Origin of the sequence: Pseudomonas brassicacearum, assembly GCF_003732175.1 — a bacterium.
In the GTDB taxonomy this organism is placed as follows: Bacteria; Pseudomonadota; Gammaproteobacteria; order Pseudomonadales; family Pseudomonadaceae; genus Aquipseudomonas; species Aquipseudomonas brassicacearum_G.
Genome location: NZ_MOBI01000039.1, coordinates 13,358 through 27,390 on the forward strand (window position 1 = coordinate 13,358; position 14,033 = coordinate 27,390).

Annotated in this window: 8 protein-coding genes; 1 reads left to right on the top strand and 7 read right to left on the bottom strand. The window is 59.9% G+C overall.

Translation table 11 applies throughout. The features are described from left to right. Positions 1-17: 17 nt before the first annotated feature. The 7 genes from BK658_RS28535 to BK658_RS28565 form a co-directional block, all read right to left on the bottom strand. A complete protein-coding gene (locus tag BK658_RS28535; RefSeq protein WP_123585263.1) occupies positions 18-3,071 on the bottom strand; it encodes an autotransporter outer membrane beta-barrel domain-containing protein in 3,054 nt (1,017 codons plus the stop codon). A 225-nt stretch (positions 3,072-3,296) separates the two neighbouring features. After that, positions 3,297-6,263, bottom strand: coding sequence for an autotransporter serine peptidase EprS (gene eprS / locus BK658_RS28540; RefSeq protein WP_123585227.1), 2,967 nt, complete (start codon positions 6,261-6,263; stop codon positions 3,297-3,299). 69 nt (positions 6,264-6,332) lie between these two features. Continuing rightward, positions 6,333-7,697, bottom strand: coding sequence for a TolC family outer membrane protein (locus BK658_RS28545; protein WP_123585228.1), 1,365 nt, complete (start codon positions 7,695-7,697; stop codon positions 6,333-6,335). A gap of 2 nt (positions 7,698-7,699) precedes the next feature. Further along, positions 7,700-9,016 (bottom strand): HlyD family type I secretion periplasmic adaptor subunit, encoded by a 1,317-nt coding sequence (locus tag BK658_RS28550; RefSeq protein WP_123585264.1) that lies wholly within the window; start codon positions 9,014-9,016, stop codon positions 7,700-7,702. 14 nt (positions 9,017-9,030) lie between these two features. Beyond that, positions 9,031-10,809, bottom strand: coding sequence for a type I secretion system permease/ATPase (locus BK658_RS28555; protein ID WP_123585229.1), 1,779 nt, complete (start codon positions 10,807-10,809; stop codon positions 9,031-9,033). 217 nt (positions 10,810-11,026) lie between these two features. Then, positions 11,027-11,413: an AprI/Inh family metalloprotease inhibitor gene (locus tag BK658_RS28560; protein WP_123585230.1), complete on the bottom strand. Its 387-nt coding sequence runs from the start codon at positions 11,411-11,413 to the stop codon at positions 11,027-11,029. Positions 11,414-11,516: 103 nt separating this feature from the next. Then, positions 11,517-12,941, bottom strand: a complete 1,425-nt coding sequence (locus BK658_RS28565; protein ID WP_123585231.1) for a serralysin family metalloprotease — start codon at positions 12,939-12,941, stop codon at positions 11,517-11,519. 772 nt (positions 12,942-13,713) lie between these two features. Between BK658_RS28565 and BK658_RS28570 the strand changes: the two genes are divergently transcribed. Further along, a complete protein-coding gene (locus tag BK658_RS28570) occupies positions 13,714-13,989 on the top strand; it encodes a DUF1652 domain-containing protein (RefSeq protein ID WP_123585232.1) in 276 nt (91 codons plus the stop codon). Positions 13,990-14,033 lie beyond the last annotated feature (44 nt).

Genomic DNA, 14,033 nt, shown 5'->3' on the forward strand with positions numbered 1-14,033 from the left:
TGTTGCGGTTTTTCAAATCAGAACTGCCAGTCGAGGGTCAGCCCGACGCCGTGGGTCTTGTCCCGCGAGCCCAGCAGCCCGTTGTAATCCAGGTTCAACGTGACATCGCGTGCCAGCGCCAGCCCTGCGCGAACACCGACCACCGCCGCATTGCGATCCATGGAAACGCTCTGCACAGCGAACGGCGTACTGCCGGAGGCAAACGCGAGGTTTTCCTCGGAGTGGATGTTGCTCAGGTTGTGCTGCCAGTCCAGGGTCCCGGACAGGTCGAGTTGCTGATGCTCAGTGAGCGCCAGGCGTTTGCTCGCCCGCAGGCCCAGCGTGGAAAGCACCACGTCGCGGTTGTCGTCGCCGCCCTTGAGCGCCGCCGCACCGCCCTTCTCGGTGAAACTGTCACTGTCCAGGTGCACGTAGGCCAGGTTGGCAAACGGCTCCAGTGCCAACGGTTGCAGGTCCAGGCGATAGGCCGCCTCAGTGAACACTTGTGTGGTATGCGCATCGCGCTTGGATTTCTGCTTGGCACTGACGTCGCCGAACTGCAGGTCACGTTTGGCGTCGATGCGGTGCCAGCTGTACGCACCGCCGACGCTCAGACGCAGCGCATCCATTTCATGCCCGGCGTACAGGCCCAAGTGGTAGCTGTCGACCGTGGCGGAAGAATGGGTGCCATCGCCCATATTCAGCGAACTGTTACTGTAACCGGTGACGAAACCCAGTCGGGTGTGGTCGGCAATCAAACCGTCACCCCCGGCCAGCAGACCGCTGATGGAGCTGGTGTAGTTGGCGTTGTCGTGGCCGCTGTCGGTCTTGCCCCAGGCGCCCAGCACTTTGACCCAGGCATTGTTTTCACTGCTGTTGGGCGTTGCGGCGTCGTAGAGACCGCCATCGCGCAGGCGCTCACCGACGGCATCACGCAGATAGCGCGAGTCGTTGATCAGCAAGGTGCCGATCGCCGGATGAATTTCCCCGGACAATTGCTGGAAGGCTTGCTGCGCGCTCGCCGCGTTCGGCGACAGCAGCAGGCGTTCATACACGGCGTTACCCGCGCCCAGTTGCTCGGCGGCAACAGCCACGGAGCGTTGATTCGGGTTTTGCCCGACGCTGGCGAAGGAGTTGCCATTGCGCTCGATCGCCAATTGCACGCCGGTCGCCGAGTAATCTAGGCTGCCACCGATAAACGCGTAGTTCGGCAACACCGCACCAAACTGGCCCTGGATACCGCCGGCCGCTTGCAGGATGTTGTACTGATGACCGATCAGGCTGCGCACGTCGCTGGGGCTCAACAGCGTCGGGCTGTTTTCCAGCGACAGGCTCACGGTCGCGCCCTGGATCGTGGCTGTGCCGCCGGCAACGATGCTGTCGCTGCTGGTGGGAGACAGCTCGACGGCATAGGTCGAACCGGGCTCGAAGGTCACGTTGCCGGCCACGTGCAAGGTGCCGATCGAGTTGCCCGGCGCGACGGTGCCACCGCTTTTCGCGGTCAATGCGCCGACCTGCCCGGAGCCACCGAGAATGCCGCTGTCGTTGACCGTGACCGCCGACAGCAGAGAACCGTTGACGGCCAGTCGCCCCTGATTCACCAAGGTTGGCCCGGCATACGTGTTGCTGCCCGTCATCACCAACGTGCCAATGCCCTGTTTGGTCAAACCGCCGTGGCCGGAAATATCGTTGCGCCAGACGTCGAACCCGCAACTGATGTCGTTACAGATCCGCTGCGTTGGCTTGCCGGCATCGATGACCGCGCCAATGCCCGGCAGGTCGGCGACAAACTGGCCTGAGCCATAGGACCCGGCCACACGGAATTCCTGCGGAATGTCGGCATCGGCGACGAACATGCCGGGGCCGTCGATGCCCTTGCGCAGGTTGATCATGCCCCAGCCGTACAACGAATCAATGCCTGGTGCGCCCATGTCGGTGGCGGTGGTTTTCAGCACCGTGGCGACCTGCGCGCCGGTCATGTACGGGAAGCGTTCCATCAACACTGCGGTGGCGCCAGCGGCGTGTGGCGCGGCCATCGAGGTGCCGTTCTTGTTGGCGTAGCCCACGGTCAGGTCATCGGCGTTGGTGCCGCCGATCACTGCGCTGTAGATCTTGGTGCCCGGTGCCGACACACAAAAGCCTGCGGTATAACCGCAACGCGACGAGAAAGTGCTGATGATGTAGGGATTGGGGCTAGTGGTGTCCGGGTTCATTTGCAGCGCCGCGACCGTGACCCAGTTGGCAGCAATGTCCGGCACGAAGTAACCCAGGCCGGCAATCGCGTCCGGGTTGTTGAGGTTGTAGTCGTTACCTGCGGCGAAGATGGTCACGATGCCGCTGCGGGCCGCGTCGATGGCGCCCCGGTAAGCGCCGCCCTGTTTGGTGTTGAGCAGCGGCTGAATCTGATCGAACTGCGCCTGGCCGTCCTGCACGGTGAAATGCGGGAACGCCGGGTCCTTGCCACCCTTTTTGAAGCGATCGGTGATGCCGATGCCCCAGCTGTTGTTGATGATCCGTGCGCCGCTTTCTCGCAGAGCGTCCCAGCCGGCTTTGTAGACCGCACCGTCGTTGCCGAGAATGATCCCGTCTTCAGGTCCCGGGTCGCCGTTGTCGGCGCTGATGATTTGCGCGTTGAACGCTACGCCGTGCATCGGGCTGCCATCGCGGCTGCCGGCCGCAATCCCGCCAACATGGGTGCCATGAGACCCCAGTTTGCCGTCGGAACCTACCGTCGGTGTGCCGTCATACCGAAAGGCATCTCCGGCTTTGACCGGAATGTAGGGGTCGGTGTATTCACGGATACCGCTGGTGACCAGCGTCACCACTTTGTCCACGCCGGAAAATTCCGGGTGTTTGGCGTAGACCGGTTGATCGAAGATGCCCAGCTTGACGCCTTTACCGGTGTACCCGGCCGCGTATGCATCCTGGGCGTTGGTTGCGCCCAGCCCCCACTCGGCGTTGAATTCGGGACTGCGCCAGCTGTTCGGATCGCCGAGCTTGCCGCTTTCCACATAGGGTGTGGCCTGAGCGACTCCGATCGCCGCCAGATAAGCGATAAAGGCTCCATTGAAAGCTTTTGCCTTGCGGCTCATGCCGATTTGCGCAGACGCGTTGTTGCGAGACTTGCCTTCCATCCAGCTACCTTCCTTAGTGGTCTTTCTTCTTTTATTACTCATCCAGATAACCTGCCGAGCTCCATCCGCAGGAGCTGCCGCAGGCTGCGATCTTTTGACCTTGCGGGCGCAGTCATCCATAAAAAGATCGCAGGCTCCGCCAGCCCCTACGCCAACAGCAATCTTTTTGGGGCATTCACGTCATCAGAACTGCCAATTCAGGCTCAGCCCTACTCCGTGGCTGTTTTCGCCGCTGGCCAGACGGCCGTTGTAATCGAGGTTCAAACGAACGTCCTTGGCCAATGCCAGCCCTGCCTGAACCCCGATCAGCGCCGCATTGCGCGCCAGTGGTGCGCTTTCGACGGCGAACGTCGGGCCGCCGCTGGCAAACGCCAAATGGTCTTGCGATTGGGTAGCGCTCAGGTTGTGCTGCCAGCCGAGGGTGCCGGCCAGGTCGAGCCGTTGCTGACTGGAAAGGTTGATGGTTTTCAGCGCGCGTACGCCTAACGTGCCGAGCACCGCATCACGCGTGTCGCGACCATTTTTCAGCGCAGCAGCCTCGCCCTTTTCGGTGAAACCGTCAGTGTCCAGGTGCACATAGGCGAGGTTGGCGAACGGCTCCAGTGCCACGGGCTGCCGGTCCATCCGGTAGGCGGCTTCGGTGAACACTTGCGTGGTGTTGGCGTCGACCTTGGCTTTCTGCCTGGCACTGACATCGCCGTAGTGCAGGTCGCGCGTGATGTCTGCCCGGTGCCAGCTGTAAGACCCGCCGAGACTCAGGCGCAATGCGCCCAGTTCGCGTCCGGCGTAAGCGCCCAAGTGGTAGCTGTCGACCTGCGCCCGCGAATGGGTGCTGCTGTCCAGGTTCAACGAGCTGTCGCTATAGCCCGTGACGAATCCCAGACGGGTGTCTTCGTCGAGCAAACCGTCGACCCCGGCCAGCAAACCGCCAATCGAGGTGGTCGAGCCCGCCGTGTCATTGCGTTCATCGGTCTTGCCCCAGGCGCCCAGCGCCTTGACCCAACCGCTACCGCCCGTTGCCGGATCTGCCTGCAAACGTTCCGTCACCGCATCACGCAGGTAGCGGCTGTCGTTGATCAACAAGGTGCCGAGCGCCGGATAGATTTCCCCGGACAACTGCTGGAACGCCTGTTGGGCAGACGCTGCCGACGGCGACTGTAAGAGGCTTTCGTAAACCGGATTGCCGGCGCCCAATTGCTCGGCGGCAGCGGCCACGGAACGTTGGTTCGGGGTTTGCCCGACACTCTCGAACGAAGTGCCGTTGCGTTGAATCGCCAGCTGCACGCCAGTCGCCGAGTAGTCGAGACTGCCGCCGATGAACAGGTAGTTCGGCACTACCGCACCGAATTGTCCCTGAATACCGCCCGCCGCTTGCAGGATGCTGTACTGGTGACCCAGCAGGCTTTCGACCTGACTGGCACTTAACAATGTCGGGCTGTTTTCCAGCGCAAGGCTGACAGTGGCACCGGTGACGGTCGCCGTGCCGCTGGCGACAATGCGGTCGCTGCTGGTTGGCGACAGCTCCACCGCATAGGTCGAACCGGGTGCCAGCGTCACATTACCGTTGACCTGCAAGGTGCCGATCGAATTGCCCGGCGCGACGGTTGCGCCGCGGTTGGCGATCAATCCACCGACTCGCCCGGAACCACCCAGAGTGCCGCTGTCATTGACCGTCACCGCCGAGTTCAGCGAACCATTGACCGTCAACAGGCCGCCATTCACCGTGGTCGTACCGCGATAGCTATTGTTCCCGGCCAGAATCAACTGGCCTGCGCCGGACTTGATCAGGCTGCCTTCATACAGTCGTGCAGCGGCGGCCGCATCGCGCGCCGTGCCCACGGCGTAATCGGTCTGGTCCTGCTGACTGGCGTTGGCCGCGATTCCGTTTACCCAGCCTTTGTCTTTCAAGGTCTGTTGCCAGGCGCTGTGTTCGGCGGCGTCTTCGCTCTGGCGCTGAATCAGCGCCTTGTCCGAGATGTCGTTGCTCCACACATCACGCTGGCCGGCAGCGAGGTTGGCGTCGAATGGACCGAGCAATTGCCCCGGCCCTCTCATCGCCCGCGCAAGGTCGGGCACGCCCCAACCGACCCGAGCGGTCGGCGCGTCGGTGATCGAACCGTCAAGCTGGGTCGCAGTCGTCAGCAACACCTGCAAGGCTTGCTGGTTGTTCATGTACGGGTAGCGTTCCATCACCAGCGCCAAGGCCCCGGTTGCATGGGGCGCAGCCATCGACGTGCCGTTGTAACTGGCATAACCGCCACCGACGATGGTGCTGTAGATCTGCGCGCCCGGCGTGCTGATGCACCAGTACTTGGCGATCCCGCACTGGTTGTATTTTTGCTGGTTGTTTTTATCCAGCCCCGACACCGCCAGCCAGTGGCCTTCCAGGTCCGGTTCGAAGTACGGCAGGGCCGCGCGCACGCTGGCGTTGGCGTACCCGCTGTTGCCGGCGCTGAACACGTTGATCACACCACGCCGCGAGACATCGGCGGCCGCATCGATCCAGGTGTTCCGGTTCCAGTGCTGGGCATAAGCGGCGTGCAGGCTCTCGATCGTCTTGTAGTCGACATCCTTGGGCTGGCTGCCCCAGCTGTTGTTGATCACCCGAACGCCGGCATCGGCCAAGGCGTCATAGGCCGCCTTGAAATAGCGCGGGTCGGGGCCCGGGCCAAACAGGAAGCTGTCGTTCTGATTGGTATTGGCGACGTACACATCCGCGTTGAACGCCACGCCGTGCATGCCGACACCGTCACGCGCGGCGCCCATGGTGCCGGTGACATGGGTGCCGTGGGAGTCGTTGTTGGCGTTGTGATTGCCGCTGACACTGAACGGCGTGCCGTTAACGTAGTTGCCGGTGGCCGTGACCGCGTGAAAGCGTGCGGCTTCGGGATGATTCGGGTCAAAACCCGAGTCCAGCGCACCGATCTTCACCCCTTTGCCGGTGAATCCTGCGGCATAGGCTTCATTCGCCTTCAGGCGATCCAGCCCCCAGTCACTCTGGTACTCGGCGGTGCGCCAACTGGCGGGATCGCCCACTTGCCCCGGATCAAGATAAGCCGCATGAACTGCAGCAGGCAGCGCGGCGACGAGCAACAACAATGAGCCGGTGGTGATCGGCTGGGCACGATTACGACGTACGTCCGTGTTCATAAATACTCGCTTTCCTGGCGTTATTGGATTTGTAGTCCCCCTATCGGGGGCGGTGCAGCGGTGTGGCGTTTATCGGGTCGTCTTGTGCGGGCCGAAGGCTTCATCGACCTTGGCCATATCCTCCTCACGCAAGTTGCCGGCGTAGTAATGCAACTTGGTCCAGGCCATCAAATAGTCATAACGGGCCTGGGCCAGGTCACGGCGCGTGGTGTAGAGCTGCTGTTCGGCATTCAGCGCATCGAGGTTGACCCGCTCGCCGCCGAGGATGCTTTGCTTAGTCGAGACCACCAGCGCTTCGGCCGACGTCAGGGCTTTTTGATAGGCGCGCAATTTGCTGACCCCCGACAGGCAGGCGCTGAACTGGCGCCGCAGTTCGATCAGGGTTTCGCGGGTTTTCGAGTCCAGATCGTATTCGGCCTGCTCCATCGAGCGACTGGCCTGACGCGTCGCTGCCGACACCCCGCCACCGGCGTACAACGGCACGCTGACCTCGATGCCGATGGTGTTGGTGTCGTAGCGCTGGTTATAGGTGTTGCCGCTTTCCGACTCGTTCTTCCGCGCTGTCGCGTAGGCGCTGACTCTGGGCAGGTGCCCGGCGCGATTGCGTTCTACTTCGAACCGCGCCACTTCTACCGCCTGACGCTGGGAAGCGAGGTTCGGGTTGTTGCTCAGTGCGAGCTCATGCCAGCTGTCGAAATTGGCCGGTTGCAAGGTGAACGACTCAAAGGACTCGCCCAAAGGCTCGAGGTCTTTGATATCAATATCCCGCGTGCCGATCAGCGCGCCCAGCTCACGCAAGGAAGCGTCTTGCTCGTCGCGAGCCTCGATTTCTTCGGCGGTGGCCAGTTCATAACGCGATTCCGCTTCGAGAATATCGGTGCGGGTGCCCTCGCCCTGACGGAACATCTGCTCGTTCTGCTGGAACTGTTGTTCGAAGGCTTTTTTCTTCGCTTGCGCGATGTCGATCTGATCCTGGGCAAACAGCGCCTGGGTGTAATAGGTCAGCACCCGGACCAGCAGTTCCTGGCTTTTGCCGCGAAAGCTTTCATCGGCGAACAGCGATTGCGCCACGCCCTTGCGATACGCCGCGTACGCCTCGTAGTCGAACAACGGTTGTTGCAAGGTGAACGTCGAGCCGTAGCTGTTGTAGTTGCGGTCTTCGGTCTGGTTGCGACGGCGTTCGTCCAGGGAAGTGGCCTTGGAGTTGTTGCGGCCCTTGTTGTAGTTGTACGAGAGTTTTGGCAGCAGGCCGGCGCGACCAATCGTGCGGTTTTCCAGGCCGGCGTCTCGTTCCTTGATGGCGCCGAGGAATATCGGATCATTGCGCAGTGCCTGTTCGTACACCTCAAATGGCCCCATGGCGTAAACGTTGGTGCAGACCAGCAATGCAATAGCGGTCCCGAGAATGGAATGCTTACTCATACGACGGGACATCCTTATTCCTCGGTCAATGCGGAGCCTGCCCGGTCGAGCAGAGGTTTGAACAGATAGTTGAGGAGTGAGCGTTCGCCGGTGCGCACGAACATCTCGGCCGGCATGCCCGGCTTGATCACCAGACCGTTGAGTTTCTCCATGGCGACATCGCTGACGCTGCTGCGCAGCACGTAGTACGGCACGCCGGTTTTCTCGTCGACCATCTGGTCGGCGGAAATCAGGCTGACTTCGCCTGGCACACGCGGTGTCTTGCTCTGGTTGAAGGCAGTGAACAGGATGTCCACCGGCAAGTGGCTGCCGACCTTGTCGATCAGGTTCACCGGCAAGTGGCCTTCGACCTCCAGACGAGTGCCTTGGGGCACGATTTCCAGCAAGGTTTCACCCGGTCGAATCACCGCGCCTTCAGTGTGCACACCGAGGTTGACGGCGATGCCATCGGCTGGCGCGACGATTTCACTCTGTTGCAGATTAAAACCGGCCGAGGTCAGTTGCTGCTCCAGGGTCAGGCTCTTGAGCTGCGCGTCCGCCAACTGACTGCGTACCTCTTTCTGGTATTCCTCGCTGTGCTGTTGCAGCTTCAAGCGCGTTTCAAGAATGCCCTGCTCCACTCGCCCGCTTTCGCCGCTGTTCTGCGCCAGCTGCTGTTGCACCTGCGAGAGCTGACGCTGGAATTCCATCAGCCGGTTGCGCGGGATGTAACCGTTGTCCGCCAAGGGTTGCAGGTTGGTCAGTTGCTGGCGCAGGGATTCAGCCTGCGCGGTCAGGTCGGTACGCGCCCGGCGCATCCCGGCCAGTTGCGCGTTGGCACCTTCGATGTTGGCGCGCATCCCGGCCTGCTCACGATCAAACGCTTCGCGGCGGCTGCTGAACAGTTGCCGCTGGCCCTCCAGCACCAACGCCAGACGTGGGTCGGGGTCGTTGCTCAGCTCGGCGGGGAAATTCACCTGCTTGAGGTTGTCACGCTCGCTCTGCCAACGTGCCAGGCTGGCCCAAGCCATGCGGTACTGGGCTCGCAAGGATTGCACATCGGCTTCGACCTGAGTCTGGTCGAGGCGAAACAACGGCTGGCCTTGCTTCACCGCCTCGCCTTCACGCACCAGAATCCGGCTGAGCACCCCGCCACTCATCGATTGCACAGCTTTGCGCTTGCCAGACACCACTACCGTGCCCTGCACCGGAATCCCCTGATCGAGAGGCGCCAGGCTGGCCCAGAGAAAAAAGCTGCCAGCGCCGACCACGGCGAGCATCCAGCCCAGGCGGGCAAAATAACCGGCGTCGCGCTCAGGACGTTCCGGTGCGTAACCTTGTTCGATTGTCATGCCGCTGTCCTTGCTCATACACCGCTGCTCTTTGTCGGGGCCTGATACTGGCGGCTCATGCTGAGTCCGGCCGGTGCTGCTGCGGTTTTATCCCGTGGTTGTTCCTGTTGCGCGCCGGACAACGCCTTGAGCACTTCCTGGCTCGGCCCGAAGGCTTGCAGGCGGCCTTCGTTGAGCACCAGCAACTTGTCGGCCTGGGCCAGCGCCGAGGAACGGTGGGTCACCAGAATCACGCTGGTACCCTGGGCTTTCATCTGTGCGATGGCACTGGCCAATGCAGCCTCGCCAACGGTGTCGAGGTTCGAATTCGGCTCGTCAAGCACCACCAGGCTCGGCCCGCCATACAGCGCTCGGGCCAGGGCCACGCGCTGTTTCTGGCCGCCGGACAAACCGCTGCCGTCCTCGCCCAATACGGTGTCGTAGCCCTGCGGAAGACGCAGAATCATCTCGTGCACACCGGCCTGCTGCGCGGCCTCGACAACCTTCTGCGGGTCGGCTTCGCGAAAGCGCGCAATGTTCTCGGCGACGCTGCCGCTGAACAGTTCGATATCCTGTGGCAGATAGCCGATGTAAGGACCGAGGTCGTCGCGGTTCCAGCGATGGATATCCGCACCGTCCAGCCGCACAGTGCCGGCCAGGGTTGGCCAGACGCCCACCAGCACCCGCGCCAGGGTTGACTTGCCGGAGCCGGATGCTCCCAACACACCCAACACTTCGCCGGCCCTGAGGTTGAAATTGACCATGTGCAGGGTTGCCGTGCGTTGGCCCGGCGGGCCGGCGCTGACCTGTTCGAAGGTCACCTGGCCCTTGGGCGCGGGCAACTCCATGGCGTTGTCACTTGGTGGAAACTCTTGCAGCAAAGCGTCCAGCCGTCGGTAGGCCAGCTTCGCCCCGCTCCATTGTTTCCAGACGGCAATCAACTGATCGATCGGGCTCAGCACCCGGCCCATCAGGATGGAGCCTGCGATCATCATCCCGGCGGTCATATCACCCTTGATCACCAGCAAGGCGCCCAAACCCAGCACCAACGATTGCAGGCACAGACGCAGGGTCTTGCTCAAGGAACTGATGACTGCTCCGGTATCGCTGGCCTGGTTCTGCAAGCCGAGAAACCGTGAATGCACCTGGAACCAGCGTTTGCGCAGCGCCCCGAGCATGCCCATCGCCTGGATGGTCTCGGCGTTGTGCAAATGACTGGTGGCCAGTTGCGTGGACCGTTGCGAATAACCGCCGGCTTCACCCAAGGGCTTTTTGGTGATCGCCTCATTGAGGAACGCCAGACCGATCAACAGCACCGCACCGACGGTAGCGAACACCCCAAGCCAGACGTTGAACAGATAGATCACGAACAGGTAGACCGGAAACCACGGTGCATCGAAGAACGCGAACAGCGCAGGTCCCGTGACGAACTGGCGAATGTGGGTCAGGTCGCCCAACGATTGGCCGGCGTTACCTTCACCCTTGAACAGGTTGCGCTCGAACGCGGCCTGATAGACCCGCAGATTGAAACGTCGCTCCAGTTGGCTACCGATGCGAATCACGATGAAGCTGCGCACGGTCTCCAGCAAACCGATAAACGCAAAAAAACCGACCACCATCAGCGACAGCATCGCCAGCGTGGTTTCATTTTGCGAGGAGAGTACCCGGTCATAAACCTGGAGCATGTAAATCGACGGCACTAACATCAGTACGTTAATCAATGCGGTGAAACAACCGATGCTGATCAAAATACTTTTATAGTCACCCAGCGCCTTCAATAGCGGTGCAGTGGGAGTGGTCTTCGCCATTCTCATTGATCTTCCCTGAGCTGATAGCCCGCGCGGTAGTTCGACACGGTTCCGATAAACTGCCTCCACTCTGGCGGAGGCATGTTTTTAATAGTGCAACTGACAGGCGAACGAACTCTATGTCATGACGATATAGAGTTCAGGTTATTTACCGGTCAGCAGAAAACTGTGAGGGAGTCGTTATTTCCATTACGGGGAAAGATTCGACTTACCCTAGATGTTCTTAGTCTGGAGCACGTTGCAGAACAATCGCCGGATCTGATTGTTTGGTACTTTGGTAGCGCCCTTCCTGCTGTCGGCCAAGATGAATAATTCTTGAACCCTCTTTACCAGTCAGCGATATACCGTCGGGTTCCGGAAACCAACCGATGGGTGTTTCACCCAGCCAGCCGGCGAGGCACTCAATATCGCCCGCCAATGTTTGATTTTGCACAAGTTCCAGTGAACAGGTGTTCTGCGGCTGTGCCGTCAGGTAAACCTGCCATTGCCCGGCCAGTTCTGACGGGTCCGCTAATCTCAGGCTGCTTGCCATGACTACATCTCCAGAAAACATCATCAGCGTGGCGATCAGCCAAGCCATTGCCCTGTAGGTAAAGGCGTTATGGGTCATAAGGTGTTTCGTTCCAGGTTGTAGCCTATGCAGCCTCGCCTACCGCTGCGGTGCTGGCAAGGATAAAGGGCAGCGCATCTGCGCTGCCCCCATAATCATCGACTCAGGCCACGATGTCCGTGGTAGCTGCCTGGCCAACGGTGGTGACCAGGAATTCAGCCACGCCGTGCCCGGAGAAGTCGATGGCAAGGCTGCTGCCACCGGAGATCGTGCTCAATACCGCGTCGCCCGCTGCACCGGTGAACGAATTCACGAAGTGCAGGCCTGCGCCGTTGGTAATGGCACTCAGGTCGATTTTGTCCAGACCGCTGGTGAAATCCAGGATCTGATCGACCGCACCCGGCTTGGAGTCGGAGCTAGCTGCAAACACGAAGGTGTCGGAACCGCTGCCACCCCAGAGTTTGTCGGCGCCACCCGCGCCGTAGATGATGTCGTTACCGGCACCGCCCTTGAGCTCGTTGGCCACGCTGTTGCCAATGAGCAGATCATTACCCGAACCGCCGATGGCGTTCTCGATGGTCACACCCTTGGCAATGGAAACGTTACCTACCATGCCACCAATATCGGAGAACGAGGCCTCATTGAGGTTGATCTTCTGGTTTTGGGTGAAGCCGGAGAAGTCCAGGGTGTCCTTGCCACCCGCGTCCCACACCGAGAACACGACTTTGTCCGACGATGAGGTCGCACTGTAGAAATCGCGACCGGCGTTGGAGTTGAAGCCGTAGGTGGTGTCACCCGTACGGGTGCTCATGTTGGCGCCATAGAGCTTCTGCACCGCAGCAATATCGTCCATCAACGGACCGGACGAATAAGCCTCGACACCGCCCTTGCTGAAGTTCTGGTTGGTGTTGCTTTCACTCCAGTAACTCATCAGGCTGTAGCCGCGAGTGTCCTGGCCATAGGACGCGTCGCTGTAGGTCGGGTTGCCTTCGCCGGCGTTGTAGTCGCCAGGGTGAGACAGACCGAGGGTGTGCCCGATTTCGTGAGTCAGGGTCTGACGACCGTAGTTGTTCACGCCCGGGGTTTTGTTGACGTTGTAGCCACTGCCGGTCAGGTACCACGATTGGCCGTCATAGCCAGGCTCGGTACCCGGCAGGAAGGCGAATGCTGCTGCACCTTCCTGGCCGCCACTGTAGTTGCCAAAGGTCATGTGACCATCGCCACCCTTGGCTGCTTCAGTGAAGGTGACATTGGCCACGTCTGCCCAGGATTGCATGGCGAGCCCAGCCTGAGATTTCTGCAAGGCACTGAACTGGCTGAAACCAGTAACACCCAGGCCGCTGAAATTCGACGTTGGGGCAGTCAGGAACGTGTAGGTGAGTTCGATCTTGCCGCTGCCGTTGAGATCGTGCCAGGAGGCACCATCACGCAACAGTTGCGTCGCCGCTTGATCTACCGAGTAGGAGGGTTTGCCATTGACCGTGAGATTGCCGCCACGGTCATACTGATGGCTGAAACTATCGATCTGTGACCAGGCGTTACTTGTGGCGGCCAGTGAGTCAATAGCGTTCACTTTTATTTTCGACATAAACACACTTCCTTGTTTAGCAATGGAACAGTTTTTGTCAGACAGCGACAATCTCTGGCGAGATCGTCCTATCACTCGCCCAATGAAGGCGTAAGAAAGCTGACACATTTCGAAATCAAACGTCTACTACTTTTTTGGCGTCAAATTGAACTGTTCCACAAAACGCCCGAAAACAATGACCAGCAAGTCGAAATAATCTTTATCGCTCAATCTCCTGAGCGGATTGTCGGACAATGATTTATTTAAATATTAAATAACAGTACAGTTGTATTTGATTACTGCGTCGCAATGTTATGTGGCTTTGCGCCATCTAGTTACACTCCAAATATGCCGTAAATGTTCAAGTTCAAGTGCATTAACCTAAAGATCGCCGCCTTCGGCAGCGCCTACATCGGTGTTTACCTGTAGGCGCTGCCGAAGGCTGCGATCTTTTGATCTTTGGCTCTCACCCCGGACGGGTTTTACCCCCTCAACTCTCCGTCCGAATCTTGTTCCACAACCGTGTACGAACCCGGTCGATGTTCAGTGGCATGGCCTCAAGGGCAAAAACCGATGCCGGTTGACGCAACCAGCATCAGCGGCCTCCACCCGATACCCTACAAAACATGATCCAGATCAATGACAGCGCATCAATCGCCAAACGGCCTTAAAGATTTCACGGTCCTTTCACCAACGAGTGCTATTTTTAAAATTCAAACGGTTGGGCCAATGAGGGCCCATCCCTCCTAAACACGGGCTAACGGACGCGCTCGATGAACAAGGCGGGCAACACATGAATAGAGTGTCGTTGAGCAAAGTTACGTTTCCAAACGCCTGCCAGCTGATGCGCTGGTATTTTCATCCCATGGGATTCGAGGCGAGCATGGATGCCCCGGACAGCATGATTGCCCGGTTGTTTGATCGTGCCAGTGGCGAGACCATGATCGCCATTGCCGCAATTCCCTGCGCTACAGTGATGAACGCCGCCGATGTCGAGCGAATAATCGAAGCGGTGGAGGATGAGCTTCAAGCCCTTGCTCCTCCTCTTGCCCTGAAAAGTGCTTCTTGAACCACAACCCTTTCGCATCAAAGCCCACGCAACGTGGGCTTTTT